Origin of the sequence: Mesorhizobium sp. B2-3-7, from assembly GCF_006442695.1 — a bacterium.
Lineage (GTDB): Bacteria > Pseudomonadota > Alphaproteobacteria > Rhizobiales > Rhizobiaceae > Mesorhizobium.
Genome location: NZ_VFVV01000019.1, coordinates 13056 through 30484 on the forward strand (window position 1 = coordinate 13056; position 17429 = coordinate 30484).

A 17429-nucleotide genomic window follows, 5' to 3' on the forward strand; every position below is an offset into this window, starting at 1 on the left:
TGGGCATGAACTCGGCAACGACCCGGCGAGGTGCAATCCTCGTCAGCGTCCTGTGGATCATGATTTTTCTGGGATTCCTTGCCGTCATACTTCGCGTGCAGATGACCGGGGTCGTGGCCAGTGTGCGCGTCACGGAAGACAAGGCGTCGGCGCGCATTCTGGCGGAAGCCGGGCTGTCGCAGGCCGCGGCCGAGATCCGCGCCGGCCCGCCCGACAGTGTGGGCAAGCTGAGCGATCAGATTTCGTCCACGATCACCCTGCCGGCCGGGGTCGCTTCCATCTCTGCGAGAAATGAAGCATTGCGGATCGATCTCAACACCGCCGAGCGGCCGCTGATCGTTGGCGCGTTGCGAGCCGCCGGCGCCGCTCCCGGAACCGCGGAGGATCTGGCGACAAAGATCATCGGCCACCGCGCCCGGCCGACTCCGGCGAACGGACAGCCGGCCGGTTCCGCTCCGCAGCAGGCTGGAAACGACACAAAGCTGTTTCAGACGGTCTCCGAATTGGCCGCCTTCCCGGGAATAACGCCCGACATGGCCATCGCCATCGAACCCTATGTCACCGTCTCCTCCGGATTGGCCGGCGTTCGCCTGGAAGCGCTCGATGATGGACTGCTGGGCGATATTCCTGGCCTGCCGCCGTCGGTGCGAAAGGCGATCAAGGATTTCCACGCCGGCCGTCTGTCGCGCGAGCAACTCGATCAGTCGCTGGCGGGGGTGACCTTCAACACACTGAAGCCGGCACCGAGCTGGCGCGTCGATCTCAGGACGACCCTGCGGTCCGGCTACAGCGAATCTTTCGAGGCATTGATACTTGTATCGAACGCGGACGAGGCACCTTACAGAGTGCTTGACTGGCGTCGCGCGGCAATTGAGCTGGAATGAATGCCCGTGGATGGGGCGCGACCGGTCTCAGCAGGAGTGCCAGGCCAGCCTGGCACTCCCAGCGGAATATCCCGACCGCGGAGCATCAGAGCCCCCCGGACACCGTGATCAGGGTGCCTGTCATGAACCCCGCGCCAGGAGACGCAAGCATCAGGGCCGCGCGCGCGATGTCTTCAGGCTCCGCGATGCGCCCCATGGGGGTTGCCGCCGCAATCCTGGCTGGTCGCTCGGGGTTTCCGCCTTGTGTGTGTATCCGCGTGTTGGTGGTCCCGACACGTATGGCATTCACACGGATGCCCTCCGGCGCCAGTTCTTTCCCCGCGCCGATGGAGATGGATTCCACTGCACCCTTGCTTGCGGCATAATGCACATATTCGTTCGGGCTGCCGAGGAAGGCGGCGAGCGAAGACATGTTGATAATCGTCCCGCCTCTGCCGCCCTTGCGGTTGGACATGCGTTTCGCGGCTTCCTGTATACAGTACATGACGGCGAAGACGTTGGTCCTGAAGGTGTTTTCCAGCACCGCGGGCTGCAACTCATCGATTCTGCAGGCTTTCCCAATGATCCCGGCATTATTGACCAGGCAGGTCACTCGCCCCAGTGCATCGTCGCAGGCACTGAACAGGGCCTCGATGTCCTCCCTCTTGCCCACGTCTCCCTGTACCGCGATGGCGCGGGCGCCTGCGGCCTTGCAGTGCTCAACGACTTCGGATGCAGCGGCAGCGTCCGAAAGATAGTTTATGCAAACATCGTAGCCTTCAACGGCGAACAGCCGCGCCGTTGCGGCACCGATGCCGTGGCTTGCGCCCGTTACGATCACGATCGGTCTCACGGAATTACCTCCTCGCTCCTCCTTTGAGGGCATTCGCAGCCTAGAAAACGGTCTCAAGGATCGCGGCGTAGTCTTCCTTGGTCAGCGAACGTGGATTTGTGGGATGGCTGTGGTCTGCAATGGCTCGCTCACACACCCAATCGATGACGTGCCGGGGAACCCCCAGTTCGGACAATCTGGGCGTAATGCCAAGACTACGGTTCAACCCGTCCAGTGCATCTGCGAGCGTTGTATGTTCAAGTCCCGCCAGGCGCTCGAGGTAGTCGACCTTCTGAGCCACGGCTTGAACTTCCACGTTCCACCGAAGGACGGTCGGCATCAGGATGGCGTTGAGCGTCCCATGATGGAGCTTAGCCTCCTTGAGACCGCCCAATGCATGGCTAAGCGCATGGACGGCGCCAAGCCCCTTCTGAAACGTCATGCCCCCTTCGAGGGCACCCATCATGAGTTCGGTCCGCGCCTCCGCGTTCGCGCCGTCTGCGTAGGCGACAGGCAAAGCCTTCCATATCCGTTGGAAGCCGTCGGTGGCAATTGCCTCGGCAGGCGGATTATAGCGGGGGGAAAGGTATGTCTCGATACAATGCGACAGTGCGTCGAGCCCTGTCGAGGCCGTCAGAGCCGGGGGGAGCCCCATCGTCAACCCCGGGTCACAGATCGCCCTGCGCGGGATGAGGTGCGGGCTGATAAATCCGAGCTTCCGGCCGTCATCCAGTGTAATCAGTGCCGCGCGTCCAACTTCGGACCCCGTACCCGCCGTTGTCGGGATGGCCACAAGCGGCGCTACCGCGCCAGTGATGCGTGCCACCCCGCCCAGGATCGCTGCATAACGCTCAAGTTCACCATCGTGCGTGGCAAGCAGCGCCACGCCCTTGGCCAGGTCGATCGGAGAGCCTCCGCCAATCGCCACTACCCCATCGCAGCCGCCTTGCCTGTATAGCGCGAGACCGGCAGCAACTGCGCTCTCAGTCGGGTTGGAGGGAACGTCCAGGAAGATCGGCGCTGTTCTCAGGAACTCGAATACCGGACGCTCAAGCAAACCAGCGGATTTGATGCCGTGATCGCTGATCACCAAAGGGCGGGACACGCCGAGTTCGCCCAAAATTTCTGCCAGTGACTCGGCCGCTCCAAGCCCGAAATTGATATTTGTAAGGTAGTTTATGTTGTTCACGCTGCCACTCTCCTTGACATTCCGCACATGCATCGCTGCAGCCACCGCCTGGCATTCGGCACATTCGTGCAGCCGGTGAATGCGAACGCGCGACCTTTTTGGAATCGCTTCGTCCATAATATGGACAATATGCCCAAGCATTGGGTGGAACTGCACACTTGTCAAGCTCCCCCTTTTGGTTGCGGCGTTCCCGCCGCCTTGACAAAGAGGTCGCGGGCCCCTATCAAAGTTTTGGGCAGGTTGACCACATTATGGTCACATCGATGGCGACCTTGGAGGACGTGGTACAGGAACCGCTGACATGCCGATTGCGCTGGAGAAACTGGCCAGCCGCCGCGAACTCGAAGCCAAAATCAAGTCCGCGGCTCACTATCGGCGCATTGCGCAATCCACAGGCCTCCCGTGCGAAAACCCTGATTCACCTGCGGCCATTCGTGCCGGCAGTGACACCCCGAACCGGAGGAAAGCCTTTGTCGAAACCCGCCACCGTGTTGATACCAGGCTGGATGCACGAGCATGCCCGCTGCATGCTCGGAACGCATTTCAGCCTGGTCGAAACCCCTGACTGTGACATTCACGCCCATCTGTCCCCGGAGGTGCGGGCGTCAATTCGTGGCGTGGCCTGTCGCGCCACAATCGATCGGCAGTTCATAGACGCCCTTCCCAACCTTGAGATCATCGCCAGCTACGGCGTCGGCTACGACGCGGTGGATGCTGCCTACGCACGCAGCAAGAACGTCGTCGTCACGAACACCCCTGATGTCCTGAACGAGGAGGTCGCCGATCTCACGTTGGGGCTCCTTATCAGCGTCGTGCGCGAGATACCCAAGGCGGCAGCCTTCGTTCGCGGGGGCCGGTGGAAAGCATCCGACTACCCGCTTAGCCGTCTGACACTGCGGAACCGCAGGGTCGGCATCTACGGAATGGGGCGGATCGGTCGCTGCATTGCCCGACGAATTGAAGCGTTTGGGCTTCCTGTTGGCTATCACAGCCGGCGCCCGGCGGAGGGGGTTGCGTACGACTACTTTCCTTCACTGCTGGAACTTGCCAGTGCCGTCGATGTACTCATCTCCATCGTGCCGGGCGACCTGTCGACCGCAAACAGCGTGAATGCCGAGGTGCTGTCCGCCCTCGGGCCCGAGGGCGTGTTCATCAATGTAGGCCGCGGAACCGTCGTGGACGAGGATGCACTGATCGGCGCCCTGCGCACAGGAGCCATTGCGGCGGCCGGCCTCGACGTGCTCGCGGATGAACCCAATGTCTCCGAAGACCTGCTGGCGCTCGATAACCTGACGATCCTGCCGCATATCGGGTCCGCGTCGGTCAGTACGCGCACCGCAATGGCGGACCTCGTGGCCCAGAACGTGATCGCCTGGTTCCAGAGTGGAGCGGCGATCACACCCGTACCCTAGACAGCCTCCGATCAGCCGCCGAGGCCTCCTGCACTGTCAGCGGACGTTATGATCCATGCACGTTAACCCAACAGGCAAGCATCCGATCGACAGGCCCTGAAGCGCCGCGGTGAGGCGTTGACAACCCATTAATAGTCTGCCCAATATGCATTATTGGACATCGCGTCCACATTGTGGATTTTTCTGATCGGTCGATGCTTGGGGTTTCGGTCAGATTCGCGGTGTCACCATCGGTCAAGCAGAAAACGGAGGAGTGACTCTCATGAACCTATGGAAAGGCGGATTGGCCGTGGTGGCCGCGCTGGCGATCGGGGCGGTATCGTCCACCGCGGCGCTCGCACAGACGGTGTTCACCTGGACGCCAAAGCCGGTGGCGCTGGCACCATACAAGGCCCCGAACAAGCCACACACGACGATAGCCGACGTGCGCGCCAAGATTTCTCCCGCCAATCAGTCCAAGACTTGGCACCAGGAGATCGTCAGCGACGCGCACCTGCGGGCTTCATGGGTTCAGTTGGCGGTCGGTGATCAGTCGCCGGCCATGTTCATATCGGATACCCGCGCGGCCTTCATTGTCTGGGAAGGTTCGGTCGAGTTCACGATCGGGAGCGAGGCGCCGTTTACGGCCACCAAAGGCTTTATGGTCCAGGTTCCCGCGCGTACGCAGTTCCAGATGAAGAACGTCGGCGCGGTGCCGTCCTTGCACTTCGAGGTCTTCACCGCGGACGCCAAGATCACTTACCCGCAGGCGGCGGCAACCTTGCCTAAGCCGCAGCCGGGGATGACCTGGGCGTTGACGCGACAGGATCCGGGTGCAGAAGCCCTTGGGACGGGCAATTCTACTTTCAGGGATTTCCTTGCTTCGCCCTCGGGCGGCGCATTCGTAACCGCCCCTGGCTTGTTCGTTAACGCCATCCGCGGCCAGGCGTTCAACTGCAATATGCAGTCCCCCACGGCGCTCGGACACAGGCACATCAACTATGGTGAATTCTGGTTCATCATGGAAGGTCAGATCCAATACAACCTCGAAGGCCTGCCGGGCTTCGTCTCGGAGGCCGGCGACATTGTCTATGTCCCGGCCGGCCGGTGGCACTCGGCGGCGAACTATTGTCCGGGGAGTGACACGCGGATTGCCATCAATCCCTTCCCGACCGGTACGCATAACTGGCCGCCGACTGCCAGCCAGCCCAACCCACCGATGCCCCCGATCTCGGGCAAGGGATGGCTTGATTGATGTTGCCGGTGGCCCGTCCTCATCGTGAGGGCGGGCCGTTGGTCTGACCTGACTTTGGCGCAGGGGAGCATCGGCCGGGGTGTATTCGGGGGGGCGCGTTCATCGTGGCCGCAGAAATTGATCACACCGCCCGTCGGAGGCTCGTCGGCGCCGTAGCAGAAGCGGCGTACCGTCCGCTTCAGTAGCCAGGGACGCCATATCGTTAGTCTTGGCCGAATAGGCCATTCTCGTACCGCCGGTCCTGTTCCTTAGTGGTTGCAGTTCCTGCATTCTGGTTCCTTTGAACCAATTCTTGGGAGGTTGAACTATGAAGAAAGTATTGTTTCTGACTGCGGCGCTGCTGGGAGGGCTCTTGGCCGCCGCTCCGGCCATGGCTCAGAACCCGCGCCTGGGCTACGTGCCTACGGAAGACCATCCGGTCGGACAGGCTTCGCGCTATTTTGCGAAGCTGGTGGAAGAGAAGACGGGCGGGCGCATCAAGATCGACACGTTCGGAAATGGCGTGCTCGGCAGCGAGCCCGAGATGCAGGCGTCGGTTCAGGCCGGATTCATCGATATCATGGTTGGTCCCACGCCCAACCTGGTCGGCGTCGTTCCGCAATTCATGATCTACGATCTTCCGTTTTTCTACAAGGACTTCGCCGCGGTCGATGCCGTCATGGACGGCGCGGTCGGCGAGCAGCTGTTTGCACAGCTGAAGGAAAAGACCGGCATCGTCGGTCTGGCGTGGTGGGACAACGGCTTCCGCCACATGACCAACAAGGTTCGTCCCGTCAAAACGGTGGACGATATGGCAGGGATCAACATCCGCGTCATACCCAATCCGTTGTTCATTGCGACCTGGACGGCTTTGGGAACCAATCCGACGCCGCTTCCTTGGCCTGAGCTGTACAGCGCGCTCGAAAATGGCGCCGTCGATGCCCAGGAGACGCCGTACGCTCTTATCTACACCGCAAGGTTCTATGAGGTGCAGAAGTATCTGACCAAGACGGGCCATGTCTATACGCCGTTTGTTCTTCTCGCGAGCCAGAAATGGTTTGGAAGCCTCTCCGAGGAGGACAAGGCAGCCGTCATGGAAGCTGCGAAGGAATCGGCAGCCTTCCAACGGGATCTTTCTCGCAAGGAGGCAGGGAAATTGGAGGCGGAGCTCGCGGCGAAGGGCTTCGAGATTTCCCAACCCACGCCTGAAGCGCTCGCAGCCATGACCGAACGCGTTGCGCCTGTCGTGAAAGAGTACAGCGAAAAGATCGGCGTCGATCTGGTCGACCAGGCGCGCGCCGCTATGGCGGCAGTTGCCAAGCCATAGAGGTCTTATGGCGCCGGAGCCAGGTTCGCCTGCTCCGGCGTCCATTTGCAGAAGCATCGTGCGTCCGAGTCAGTTTGAAGCCGCAAGCAGTGTGCGCGGCTTACGACACGTCGCAGACGCCAAGGTTCAACAAATTGACGATGCCCCGCGCTCCAATCCGGCTTCCGGCATCCGGCGCGACCGGCATCGATATCTCTCACCTCTAGTTGGGGACAATCAAAATGAAGAAGACGGCACTACTCTCATCCAAACGTTTCGCTTCGACACTTCTGGCCGCGACGGCGATGGCGCTGGTGTCTGCGCCGGCCCGGGCCGACGACAACTTCGCTAACGTCTCGCAGACGGGCAGCGGCAACACTGGCATGGTGGTCCAAGGTCCCGGCGACGAGAACGAAGTCGGCACCGCGACCGACGCGGCCAGCCAGAACGGCTCGGGCAACAGCCTCGACGTCGGGCAGGCCGGCAACCGCAACCAGGTGGGTACCCGCGGCACCGGCCTCGACCAGACCGGCGACGGCAATGTGCTGGTCATCGACCAGCTTTCCGACGGCAACCGCGTCAACCAGATCAACCAGGGCAGCGCAAGCGGCTCGGGGACGCTCAACAGCGCGACCGTCACCCAGCAGACCGCTTCGGGCGAGCCGGTGGATGGGCTCTCCACCGTCACCGGCATCGCACAGACGCATGTCTCGGGTGCTGCCAACACTGTGGCGATCACCCAGACCAGCGAAGGCGCCGGCGGCAACATCATCGGCACCGGCAACGCTGACTCCGTCAGCGGCGGGGTGACGCAGACCGGCGGCGGCAACGACGCCAACCTGAGCCAGACCGGGGCAGGCAACCGCATCGGCGCCTCGCTCCAGAACGGCCAGGGCAATGCGACGGCCATGAGCCAGGACGGCGACGGCAACGCGATCGACGGGTCGCAGGTCGGCGATGGCAACACCGCGGAAGCGTCGCAGGTCGGCAACTCGAACGGCACGACCGGCTTCGGCACCTTTGTCAGCACCTCGTCCTCGGTGACGCAAGGCTTGATCAAGCAGGAAGGCAACGGCAACAGCCTGCTGCTCGACATCCTCGGTGACGGCAACCAGTTCGGCATCGACCAGTCCGGCTCGGGGAACGACGCGGTGGCTCGGGCGACCGGCAACGCCAACGAGTTCGCGGTGGGCCAGACGGGCGACGCGAATATCGGTCGGATCGCGATCGGAGACCGGGATGGCGCCAGCAACGAGAACCTGGTGGTTCTGAACCAGGACACCGGCTCCTCGTTCGGCAATGAAGCCGAGATCCTGGTCGACGGAAACGGCAATACGGTGTCGGTCGATCAGCTCGGCGCGATCGGCTACAATGAGGCGACCGTCGACGTCCAGGGCGACGACAACGACCTGGCTGTCGACCAGAACGGCAGCAATCAGAGCGACGTGTACGTCGTCGGAAACGCCAACGACGCAACGCTGGACCAGGACGGCGCCGTCAACAGCGCGCTGCTCGAGATCATCGGGGACGACAACGAGTTCGACGTTGACCAGTCCGGCGATTACAACGAGGCGACGGCGCGGGCGACCGGCAACGCCAACGACGTCACGATGAGCCAGACGGGAGGCACCAATATCGGCCAGATCCTGGTCGGCGACCGGAACGGCGGCAGCGACGACAATGTCGTGGCTCTGAACCAGGACAGCGGCGCCTCGTTCGGCAATCAAGCCGAGATTCTCGTCGATGGAAACACCAACACGATTTCCGTCGACCAGCTCGGCGTGACCAGTCTCGATTACGGCAACAACGTGCTCGCCGACGTCTTCGGCGACACGAACCACGTCGCGGTCGACCAGGTCGGCAGGAACGAGGGCTTGGTGTCGGTGGTCGGAAACCTCAACACCGCATCGCTCGACCAGACCGGCGACTCCAACAACGGGCAGATCGAGATCCTCGGAGACAGCAACGAGCTGGCGGTGGTCCAGTCCGGCACGTTGAACGATGCGCTGGGCCTGGCGACCGGCAATGGCAACGAAGCGCTGATCAGCCAGGTTGGCAGCTTCAACACGGCCCTCATCACCTTCCAGGGTGACACGAACGGCGCGAACGGCTTGACTGGCGCTGCGGGAGCTCTGGCCGGCAGCTCTGGCGGCCTCCTCATGGCGGGCAGGGCCCTTCAGGACTCGTCCTCGGCCCTGACGGGGAACAGCCTGACCTATGAGGTCATCGGCAATCTGAACCAGTTCGCCTTTGCTCAGATCGGTGGCGGCAACTCCATCACCGGCCTCGTCGGCAACGCCGGCGCATCCAATGGAAACCAGGTCGCCGTGTTGCAAAACGGGTCGAACAACGTGACGTCGTTCACCCAGAACGGTGGCGGCTCGAACAACCTCTCCGTCTCGCAGTAAGCGCTATCGGCCGGGCGGGAAGCCGCCCGGCCGACGTCTTCGAGCAACATTCAACCGCGTGACAGGAGTTACACGATGACACTCAAGCTGACACTTGCGACCACCACGGCGGTCGGACTTTTGATGGGGGCGGCACTCGCAGGCAGCGAGAACGAGGCCTATATCGACCAGATCGGCGACGGTAACTCGGCCTCCATCGTCCAGGGTCAGTCGAACGGTTCGGCCGTCGGCAACAGAGCCGGACATACGACGCAGCGAATCCGGCAGGACGGCACCGACAACGAGCTGATCATCAACCAGACGCATGACTCGAACGTGAACAGCCCGCCGCGCAACCAGATCAACCGGGCAGGAGCGCCGGGCGACCAGGCGGGTCTTGGCATCGACCAGATCGGAAACTCCAACTATCTGCGAATCGATCAGACGGGTGCCAACCAGGCCGTCTTCGAGGTGCAGCAGAATGGCGGCACGTCTGCGACGACCTCTTCCAACAACGCAACGATCACCCAGAACGGCGGCTGGTCGGCACGCGTCTCCAACTTGCGGCAGACCTTCACCGGCGGCGCCGCGGACGGTTCCAACGACGTCACCATCACCCAGACCGGCCAGTCTTCGCGCGTGGGCAACACCAGCAGCGGCCCGCGCAATGACGGCAGTGGCGCGCACCAGACCGGCTTCGGCAACCAGCTGACCGTCAACCAGACTGGCAATTCCCAGCTCGTCTACACGGCGACGCAGATCAACAGCGCCTCGAGCGGCGGCACGAACGTCGCGTCGGTGACCCAGGGCGGCGGCAATGGCAACCAGATTCGCGAGCTGAGCCAGACCAACACCGGCACCCTGGACAACACCGCGAGGCTGACCTTCTCGGGTGCCGGCAACGGGGTGACGTCCGGCGTCTTCACCGGGGTGGCGCTGGGCGTGGGGATCTCCCAGTCGCGCATTCGCCAGACCGGGGAAGGCAACGACCTGAGCTATGTCGCGACCGGCGACGGCAACCTGTTCGGCTTCGTCCAGGACGGGCTGGGTAACCGGATCGTCGGCACTGTGGACGGAAGTGCCAATCAGGTCGCGGTATCGCAGGAAGGCGACGTCAACAGCGCCGAACTCGAGATCCGCGGAGACAGCAACCAGTTCGGCATTGCCCAGATTGGCGAGGCAAACGAGGCGCTGGCGTTTGCGAACGGCAACTCCAACGAACTTACACCGAGCCAGATCGGAATCGCCAATCTCGGCGAGGTCCTGATCGGATCCCGGACCGCCGGCAGCAGCGACGACAATGCGGTGGTCCTGAACCAGGACAGCCTCGCTTCGTTCGGCAATGTCGGCGAGATCGACGTCGACGGGAACGCCAACACGATTTCGCTCGACCAGCTGGGCGTGATCGGCAGCAACTACGGGACCGTCGACATTCTCGGCGATGAGAACGCCGTGGCGGTGGACCAGGACGGCAGCAATACGGGCGAGGTGTTCGTCACCGGAAACCTCAACGTCGTTTCGCTCGACCAGGAAGCCATCTCCTCCTTCGGTAATGAAGCCGGGATCCGCGTCGATGGAAACAGCAACAACCTTGTCGTCGATCAACTCGGCGCGGCCGGCTCCAACGAAGCGACAGTCGACATCCAGGGCGACCAGAACGACGTGGCGGTCGACCAGGAGGGCAGCAATACGGGCGGGATGGTCGTCACCGGAAACCTCAACGGCGCAACGCTCGCCCAGGACGGCGCCATCAACAGCGCGCTCATCGAGATCTACGGGGACGGCAACCAGTTCGACGTCGATCAGGACGGCACCTTCAACGACGCGGTGGCGCTGGCGAACGGCAATGCCAACGAGGTCACGCTGAGTCAGACAGGAGACGTGAATACCGGCTCTGTCGACATCTTCGGCGACCAGAACGATGTAGCGATCGACCAGAACGGCAGCTTCAATACGGTCAGCATGACCTTCCAGGGGGACTCGAACGGCAGTGGCAGCCTGACCGGCGCCGCGGGATTGCTGGTCAGCACGTCTGGCGGTCAACTCGTGGCGGGCAGGGCGCTTCAGGACTCGTCCTCGGCGCTGTCGGGCAATAGCCTGACCTATGACGTCGTCGGTAATCTGCACCAGTTCGCCTTCGCCCAGATCGGCGGCGGCAACACGATCGACGGGTCGACCATGGGAACCGGCAACGAGGTCGCGATCGTCCAGGCGGGGAACAGCAACTATGCATCGTTCAGCCAGATCGGCAGCTCAAACAGCATTGGCGTCTCGCAGTAGGGTCGCCGGGCGGCCCCGTCAGCACGTTCCGTAAAAAGCGCAGTGAGGGCGGGCGCAGGCGCAAATAGCGATCCTGCCATGTACGTTGGGGAAAAGCGGCAGGGTGGCGGAAACGGTGCCTGGAAGTGTTTGCAAGAAACGCCGTTATGGCGGTTTTCATTCGCAAGGTGTTGGGGGAGATGAGATGATGAAGACTGCTTGTGCGGCGCTTCTGACCGCTGGCGTTGTTCTGGCTGCCGCGGGCGGTTCGGTCGCTCAGGATATGGTTTACACTCCGGTCAACCCCTCCTTCGGCGGCAGCCCGCTGAATTCGTCTCACCTGCTCGGCCTCGCCAACGCCCAGCGTACGGCCACGGCCCGCACGCCAGGCCCGGGCACGGATTCGACGGATCCGAGCGATCCGGGCTCCACCGACGCGGACCTCTTCATCCGCCAGCTCCAGAGCCGCCTGCTTTCGGGGCTCGCGAGTCAGGTTACCGAGGCGATCTTCGGTGACAATCCCCAGGACTCGGGTACGGTCCGTTTCGGTGAGACGACCGTCACCTTCGAGCGGACCGTCGATTCGATCCGGCTGATCATCACTGACCCGACCGGCGTCACCGAGATCGTGGTGCCCCTGCTGGTCGCGACAAACAACACCGTGAATTCCCTCATGCAGGGCGCTGGTGGCCTGGAGTCGGGCAACGCTCTGTCCGGCGGATTGAACACCGGCGCCCTGAGCGGCGACCTGACGTCGAGCACGTCGCTCAGCCCGGGGCTCAATTGATTTCGATGCGGGATGGATCAGTGCGAGTGCGGGCAGCGGCCTCACGGGAGGGCGACATGCCGAAAAGCCGGCGCTTTGGGACAAAGATCGCAAGGGTCGCCGTCGTAGGCGCACTCGTGTCAGTGCTTGGCGGATGCCAAGCGGTGCCGACCGAAGGCGTTCTGCAGCCTGTTTATACGCCTGTGACGAAGCAGAGCCACAGCCTGCGCACCATCCCGGCCCCCTCGAAGCGAATTACCGTCGCCGTCTACGATTTCCCCGATCTCACCGGCCAGTACAAGGAACGCGAGAACGTCCAGACCCTGTCGCGGGCTGTCACCCAGGGCGGTGCGCCCATGCTGATCAAGGCCTTGCAGGATGCTGGCGAGAAGCGCTGGTTCACTGTGCTCGACCGTGCCCGCCTTGACGACCTGCTCAAGGAACGGCAGATCGTCACCGAGATGCGGCGGCTCTACCGCAACGAGCAGCGTATCGACGCGCGGGTCCTGCCGCCGCTCGATCACGCGGGCATCATCCTCCAGGGCGGAATCACCGGTTACGACACCAACACCATGACGGGCGGCATCGGCGCGCGCTACCTGGGCATCGGCGGCGATGTGAAGTGGCAGCAGGACACTGTGACCGTCACATTGCGGGCCGTTTCGACGAACACGGGAGAGGTGCTGTCCAGCGTGGCGGTTCACAAGATGATCGCCTCCTACGCGCTGCAGGGCGGTGCATTCCGCTATGTCGCCCTGGACAAGATCCTCGAGGCTGAGGCGGGCGTCACCCAGAACGAGCCCAAGCAGATCGCCGTGCAGCAGGCCATCGAGAAGGCGGTGATGGGTATGATCATCGAGGGCGCCGAACTCGGTGTCTGGTCGTTCGAGGACCGGGATGCAGGACGCGAGCTGATAGCCGACTACCGCAACGAGAAGTATGGCACCAAGCTGACCGCGGCCGCTGAAATCGTGCCGCCGCCCAAGACACGCAACGCCGCGGACGTCGTCGAGACGACAGCCGCATGGCCGCGCGCGGCGGCTGCGCCGCGACGCACGACTCCGGCCCTGGCGGCTCCGCCGCCGGGCGCGCCCGTTCCCGTGGCTCCGCCTCCCGCAGCGCCGGACGAAACCGTCGGCTCGCTTGAGCCGGGCGTGGCCGTTCCCGAGGCTTCGCCTGCGGTCGCCGGCGCGGCGACGGCGCCAAACCCTGCCGCGACTCCGAAGGCGGCCCGGCAACGTGACTATGTGGCCTCGATAGCGCCGGTGCGTTGACGATGCTCATGGACCCTCTCAATCCGTTCTCCAACGCAAAGGGCGGCGCGGCGCTTACCCTCCTGGCGTCGGTGCACGGCGACAGCAACCAGTTCGGTGGCGTGGCGCCTCAGGCTGGTTCTGGCAGAGCGCCGTCGTGCTCCAGCAATGACCTTGTCTTCGGTCGGACCGGAGAAAGCGACGTTGCTTCAACTTTGATCGATCCCGAGGCCCGGATATTAGGCAGCACTTGCGATGATCTCCCCACATTACGAGGGGACTGTAACAATGAATCTGCATTCTGTCTTTGTTGCGGGCGTCGTCTTGGCGTCGGCGCCTGCCCAGGCCGGCAACGAACTGGTTATCCTGGCCCAGCACGGGTTGTCCAATTCGCTCATGCTCGGCGTGAGCGGCAGCCTCAATGCGGTGTCCGTTCTTCAGGCCCACCACGGTCTCGGCGCGGCGAACGTGATCGACGTCAACATCGAGAGCGATTTCAACGGCGGCCCGCTTGGCCCGTCCTTCATCGGAGCGATCCTCTCGGCTGGCCTCACGCCCGGTTCGATCACACAGAGCGGATTCGACGACCACATCATCGCCAGCGTAACCGGCAGCTACAATCTCTTCGCTTTCGCGCAGGAGGGCAGCGGCGACCGGCTTACAGCCTCGATCTCGGGCATGGCAAATCAGGCAGCCGTCACCCAATCCGGAAGAAATAACGTCGTGGGATTTTCACAGTCCGGAAACGGCAATACGGTCAGCGTCTCGCAGACATCCTGGTGACGCAACACAGGGAGCTTGTTCGCATCATGCGCAAATCTACGGCTGTTCTGGCGAGCGCTCTCGTCTTATGTTCCTCTCCGGCCTTTGCTGGCGACAATAACGTCCTGAAGATCATCCAGACCAGCCCTCCTGGCGCGCTCGAGGGAAACGTCCTGTCGTCAGACCAGTCGCGCGCCACCGGTTCGCTTGTCGCCGGCCCGACGCAGCAGATGATGGATAACGCGCTCGGCGGCACGCTTGCTGTCGGCGACCTGTACCGGATGGACCAGGCGACTGCGCCGTCCGCGCTTCAGACAGGCCAGGGCAACACCGCAACGCTGACCATCGAAGGCGATGGTGGTCAGTTGTTTCTTCTCCAGGACAATTCGGCTGGCGGGACGTTGGGCAATTCGGCTCAGTTGAGCGCATTTGGAGCCGATTCCCTTGGCGCCGTCCTGCAGCTCGGCGATGGCAACGATGCATCGCTGACCGTAGGCGGTGGCGCAACCGGTCTGATCGTGCAGAACGGCAGCGGCAATGCCAACTCACTCACCGTGGGTTCTGGTGGCAGCGGCGAGATAGTTCAGAACGGCAACGGCAACACCTTCTCCACGTCCGTGGCGGCCAACACCGCCGTGACCATCACGCAGAACGGCAACAATCTTAGCCCGGTCGGCGTGACAGGCATGCAGGTGTTCTCGACGGCGCCGGGAACAGTTTCGATCACCCAGACCGGTTTCTAGCGATGCGCGGCGCGGCTGCACTCGTCGTGGGTCTTGCCGCCGCCTGCGGTGCAGGCGGCGCGGTGGCGCAGCACGGAGGCGCCGTCGCGGTCCCCTCCATCGCCATTGTGCCCACGGGCGCCGGGGTCCAGATCACTGCATCGGCCGTCGGCCTTGGCGTTGTGGAGATCGAGGGCTCGGTTGAGATCGACCGGACGGGCGGCTCGGGCACGATGACCACGCGCCAGAACCGCACACTGAGGCTCTCCGCCGGCCAATCCCAGGACATAGCCAGGACTGCGCTGTCTCTCGCCAAGGGCGACCACATCTCCATCAGGGTTGTTCTCCGGCAGGACGGCAGGGTCGTCGGCCAGGCCGAGGTTTCGGCGGGCGAGCCCTGAGGAAGTCGCTAGCTCCCTAATTTTCGACTTTTGCGCAGCGGAGAGGGCATCATGAAGGTTGCGAGATTTTTGACCGTCGTTCTGGCCGTGGCGGGCATGTCGTTCCCGGCCACGGTGGTACGGGCGCAGTCCGTGGACCAGTTCGTTCAGGCATTCAGCGGCACCTGGCAGCTCGTCGATGCGCGCTATTCCAACCTTCCCTCAACTTGCCACATGGCGCTGGGGTCGACAGCCGATGCGAACGGCCGCTTCGCCATTAAGGGGCTGGGCTGCCGCGGCGATGCCGCTCTGGTCAGTTCCTGGGGCGTGAGCGAGGGTCAGATGGCCCTGTTCGATGCGGCCGGAGCGGTGATCGCCCGTCTTGGCGGCAACCAGCGGCGGATCAGCGGCACCAGCGTATCGGGCGCTCCCCTGATCTTCGAGAAGGTCGGTGTTGCCGGAACGGCGGCCATGCTCAAGACTGCCAAGCGGGCCGGGGGCTGCTTCTATTCGGGCTTCACCAGCAAGTGCGCGGATGCGGCACAGGCCGCGCCTCCCGCGCCGGAAGGCGCCAGCGTCCAGGTCCTGGTTAACCTGAACGTCCGCGCCGAGGCGCGCGACGACGCCGAGGTGGTCGGCGTGGTTCCGTCGCAAACCTGCGTCACGACCGAACTGTGCATGACGGCGACCGACGGCGCCTGGTGCCGCGCCAAGTTCGGGGAGAGGACCGGATGGATGCGCAAGTTGGCCTTGCGCCAGAACCGCTGGGCCATCGTCACCTTCGACAACTCTTGCCCCAAGCAGGGCGGCTAATCTTGCGCATGTCGTCCATTCCTCGACTGTATCACAGCGTGTATGACAGTCGAGGTGGGTCAAACCCTTGGAAAATAACGCTTCAGGAAAATCAGCGGCTTAGGGGGAAATGGTGCCCAGAGGCGGATTCGAACCACCGACACGCGGATTTTCAGTCCGCTGCTCTACCAACTGAGCTATCTGGGCCTGTTCCGGCTAACGAAAACTCGCGCTCCGGATTTCATGGAAGCGCCGTGGGCGTCCCCTTGAAAGCGCGTGGGTTATAGCATGGGAATCCGGCCTGTCCAGCGCCCAGATGTGGATTTCCGGCAGGAAAAGAAATGCCGCCCGATGCGCTGGTTTCCGCGCCACGCCGCCGCTATCTGGCGCCCGCCAATCCCTTGCGAAAATCCGTAGGTGTCATGCCGGCGAGCTTCCGGAATGACTTGTTGAAGGCGCTGAGCGAACCGAAGCCCGAATCCATCGCGACCCTGAGCACATTGGCATCCTGGTGCATGAGCAGCGCCTGCGCATAGCTCAGCCGCAACAGGTTGACATATTCGTTGAGTGTCATGCCGGTCGATTTCTTGAAGATGCTCATGGCGTATTTGGGATGGAGGTCGGCGGCCGCCGCTATGTTCATGCAATCGATGTCGTAGAGGAAGTTCTCGGCGATGAAATCGCACATGCGCCCGACATTGCGCGACGACTGCTGGTCGAACGGACTGCCCGCTTCCTGTCCGGCCGCATTTTCCGGCACCAGCCTGTACGGCTCGAACCGCACCCGCTCGAGCCGCAGCAACAGTTCGTTGACGGCGTGCTCCGCCCTGGCCGGGTCGCCGGAGCGGGCGTAGCGGTTCCAGCGGTCGAAATTATCGTTGTCGGACTGATCGGTAGCGCTGGTCACCAGCGTGGCACCCGTCATCAGCCGGTGACGTATGTCAGCCGGCAGATGCAGCCGGAAGAAATGCACCAGCGGCAGATGCGCGCCGGCATAGATGGCGTCGTCGCTCAAATCGTCCATCTGGTGCGGCAGTCCGCCCCAGAACAGACACATCTCACCGGCCGAAAGCGAGATTTCGTGGTCGTTCATGCGGTAATGCACGCTGCCGCGCACGATGAAGTTCACCTCGACCTGCGCATGCCAATGCGGCTTGAGCATCACCAGGGGAGCGGTGTGGAACATCTGCAACAGCAGCGGCATTCCTTCCACGCTGCTGGCGCCAGGCTGGTAAAACGGCCGGTCCGGCATCTTACTTTCCGCCAATTTCGTATTCCCTTTGTCGGGGACAA

The 17429-nt window shown here is 63.0% G+C and carries 15 protein-coding genes and 1 tRNA gene; 12 read left to right on the top strand and 4 right to left on the bottom strand.

The features are described 5' to 3' along the window. Window positions 1-5 precede the first annotated feature (5 nt). Window positions 6-884 (top strand): type II secretion system protein GspK, encoded by an 879-nt coding sequence (locus FJ940_RS26890; RefSeq protein WP_181167615.1) that lies wholly within the window; start codon window positions 6-8, stop codon window positions 882-884. A gap of 85 nt (window positions 885-969) precedes the next feature. Here FJ940_RS26890 and FJ940_RS26895 read toward each other — a convergent pair whose 3' ends face one another. After that, window positions 970-1716: an SDR family oxidoreductase gene (locus FJ940_RS26895; RefSeq protein WP_140500991.1), complete on the bottom strand. Its 747-nt coding sequence runs from the start codon at window positions 1714-1716 to the stop codon at window positions 970-972. A gap of 40 nt (window positions 1717-1756) precedes the next feature. Beyond that, complete coding sequence (locus tag FJ940_RS26900; RefSeq protein ID WP_181171818.1) at window positions 1757-2884, bottom strand: iron-containing alcohol dehydrogenase; 1128 nt, start codon at window positions 2882-2884, stop codon at window positions 1757-1759. A 527-nt stretch (window positions 2885-3411) separates the two neighbouring features. On the opposite strand from FJ940_RS26900, the gene FJ940_RS26905 reads away from it, so the two are divergent. The 11 genes from FJ940_RS26905 to FJ940_RS26955 all read left to right on the top strand — a co-directional run bounded on the left by FJ940_RS26905 (window position 3412) and on the right by FJ940_RS26955 (window position 16157). Then, the gene (locus tag FJ940_RS26905) at window positions 3412-4296 is read left to right on the top strand and encodes a 2-hydroxyacid dehydrogenase (RefSeq protein WP_140658447.1); all 885 of its coding nucleotides are present in this window, start codon (window positions 3412-3414) and stop codon (window positions 4294-4296) included. A 262-nt stretch (window positions 4297-4558) separates the two neighbouring features. Continuing rightward, window positions 4559-5530 carry a cupin domain-containing protein gene (locus FJ940_RS26910; RefSeq protein ID WP_140500993.1) on the top strand — a complete coding sequence of 324 codons (972 nt, stop codon included), beginning with the start codon at window positions 4559-4561 and terminating at the stop codon, window positions 5528-5530. Between the two features lie 307 nt (window positions 5531-5837). Next, on the top strand, window positions 5838-6836 hold the full coding sequence (locus tag FJ940_RS26915) for a TRAP transporter substrate-binding protein (RefSeq protein WP_140658418.1): 999 nt from the start codon (window positions 5838-5840) through the stop codon (window positions 6834-6836). Window positions 6837-7057: 221 nt separating this feature from the next. Next, window positions 7058-9223 carry a hypothetical protein gene (locus tag FJ940_RS26920; RefSeq protein ID WP_140658420.1) on the top strand — a complete coding sequence of 722 codons (2166 nt, stop codon included), beginning with the start codon at window positions 7058-7060 and terminating at the stop codon, window positions 9221-9223. A gap of 75 nt (window positions 9224-9298) precedes the next feature. Continuing rightward, window positions 9299-11482, top strand: a complete 2184-nt coding sequence (locus FJ940_RS26925; protein WP_140658422.1) for a hypothetical protein — start codon at window positions 9299-9301, stop codon at window positions 11480-11482. 184 nt (window positions 11483-11666) lie between these two features. Then, window positions 11667-12248, top strand: coding sequence for a curli assembly protein CsgF (locus FJ940_RS26930; protein WP_210239494.1), 582 nt, complete (start codon window positions 11667-11669; stop codon window positions 12246-12248). Between the two features lie 56 nt (window positions 12249-12304). Continuing rightward, on the top strand, window positions 12305-13501 hold the full coding sequence (locus tag FJ940_RS26935) for a CsgG/HfaB family protein (RefSeq protein ID WP_181165454.1): 1197 nt from the start codon (window positions 12305-12307) through the stop codon (window positions 13499-13501). Between the two features lie 267 nt (window positions 13502-13768). Then, window positions 13769-14263 (top strand): hypothetical protein, encoded by a 495-nt coding sequence (locus tag FJ940_RS26940; protein ID WP_181165453.1) that lies wholly within the window; start codon window positions 13769-13771, stop codon window positions 14261-14263. Between the two features lie 26 nt (window positions 14264-14289). Beyond that, window positions 14290-14985, top strand: a complete 696-nt coding sequence (locus FJ940_RS26945; protein WP_140501006.1) for a hypothetical protein — start codon at window positions 14290-14292, stop codon at window positions 14983-14985. A 62-nt stretch (window positions 14986-15047) separates the two neighbouring features. Continuing rightward, window positions 15048-15365 (top strand): curli-like amyloid fiber formation chaperone CsgH, encoded by a 318-nt coding sequence (gene csgH / locus FJ940_RS26950; RefSeq protein ID WP_181167438.1) that lies wholly within the window; start codon window positions 15048-15050, stop codon window positions 15363-15365. A gap of 69 nt (window positions 15366-15434) precedes the next feature. Continuing rightward, window positions 15435-16157 carry an AprI/Inh family metalloprotease inhibitor gene (locus FJ940_RS26955; RefSeq protein ID WP_181171817.1) on the top strand — a complete coding sequence of 241 codons (723 nt, stop codon included), beginning with the start codon at window positions 15435-15437 and terminating at the stop codon, window positions 16155-16157. A 110-nt stretch (window positions 16158-16267) separates the two neighbouring features. Here the strand turns inward: FJ940_RS26955 and FJ940_RS26960 are convergent. After that, window positions 16268-16343: transfer RNA gene (locus FJ940_RS26960), tRNA-Phe, on the bottom strand. Between the two features lie 172 nt (window positions 16344-16515). Continuing rightward, a complete protein-coding gene (locus tag FJ940_RS26965) occupies window positions 16516-17388 on the bottom strand; it encodes a helix-turn-helix domain-containing protein (protein ID WP_140501013.1) in 873 nt (290 codons plus the stop codon). Window positions 17389-17429: the final 41 nt, after the last annotated feature.

What these genes read in the sequence shown, in the direction of transcription:
- FJ940_RS26935 (WP_181165454.1), top strand. Translation starts at nt 12,305, where the DNA reads ATGCCGAAAAGCCGGCGCTTTGGGACAAAGATCGCAAGGGTCGCCGTC.
- FJ940_RS26920 (WP_140658420.1), top strand. Translation starts at nt 7,058, where the DNA reads ATGAAGAAGACGGCACTACTCTCATCCAAACGTTTCGCTTCGACACTT.
- FJ940_RS26910 (WP_140500993.1), top strand. Translation starts at nt 4,559, where the DNA reads ATGAACCTATGGAAAGGCGGATTGGCCGTGGTGGCCGCGCTGGCGATC.
- FJ940_RS26905 (WP_140658447.1), top strand. Translation starts at nt 3,412, where the DNA reads ATGCTCGGAACGCATTTCAGCCTGGTCGAAACCCCTGACTGTGACATT.
- FJ940_RS26915 (WP_140658418.1), top strand. Translation starts at nt 5,838, where the DNA reads ATGAAGAAAGTATTGTTTCTGACTGCGGCGCTGCTGGGAGGGCTCTTG.
- FJ940_RS26890 (WP_181167615.1), top strand. Translation starts at nt 6, where the DNA reads ATGAACTCGGCAACGACCCGGCGAGGTGCAATCCTCGTCAGCGTCCTG.
- FJ940_RS26930 (WP_210239494.1), top strand. Translation starts at nt 11,667, where the DNA reads ATGATGAAGACTGCTTGTGCGGCGCTTCTGACCGCTGGCGTTGTTCTG.
- FJ940_RS26940 (WP_181165453.1), top strand. Translation starts at nt 13,769, where the DNA reads ATGAATCTGCATTCTGTCTTTGTTGCGGGCGTCGTCTTGGCGTCGGCG.
- FJ940_RS26945 (WP_140501006.1), top strand. Translation starts at nt 14,290, where the DNA reads ATGCGCAAATCTACGGCTGTTCTGGCGAGCGCTCTCGTCTTATGTTCC.
- FJ940_RS26965 (WP_140501013.1), bottom strand. Translation starts at nt 17,388, where the DNA reads ATGCCGGACCGGCCGTTTTACCAGCCTGGCGCCAGCAGCGTGGAAGGA.
- FJ940_RS26925 (WP_140658422.1), top strand. Translation starts at nt 9,299, where the DNA reads ATGACACTCAAGCTGACACTTGCGACCACCACGGCGGTCGGACTTTTG.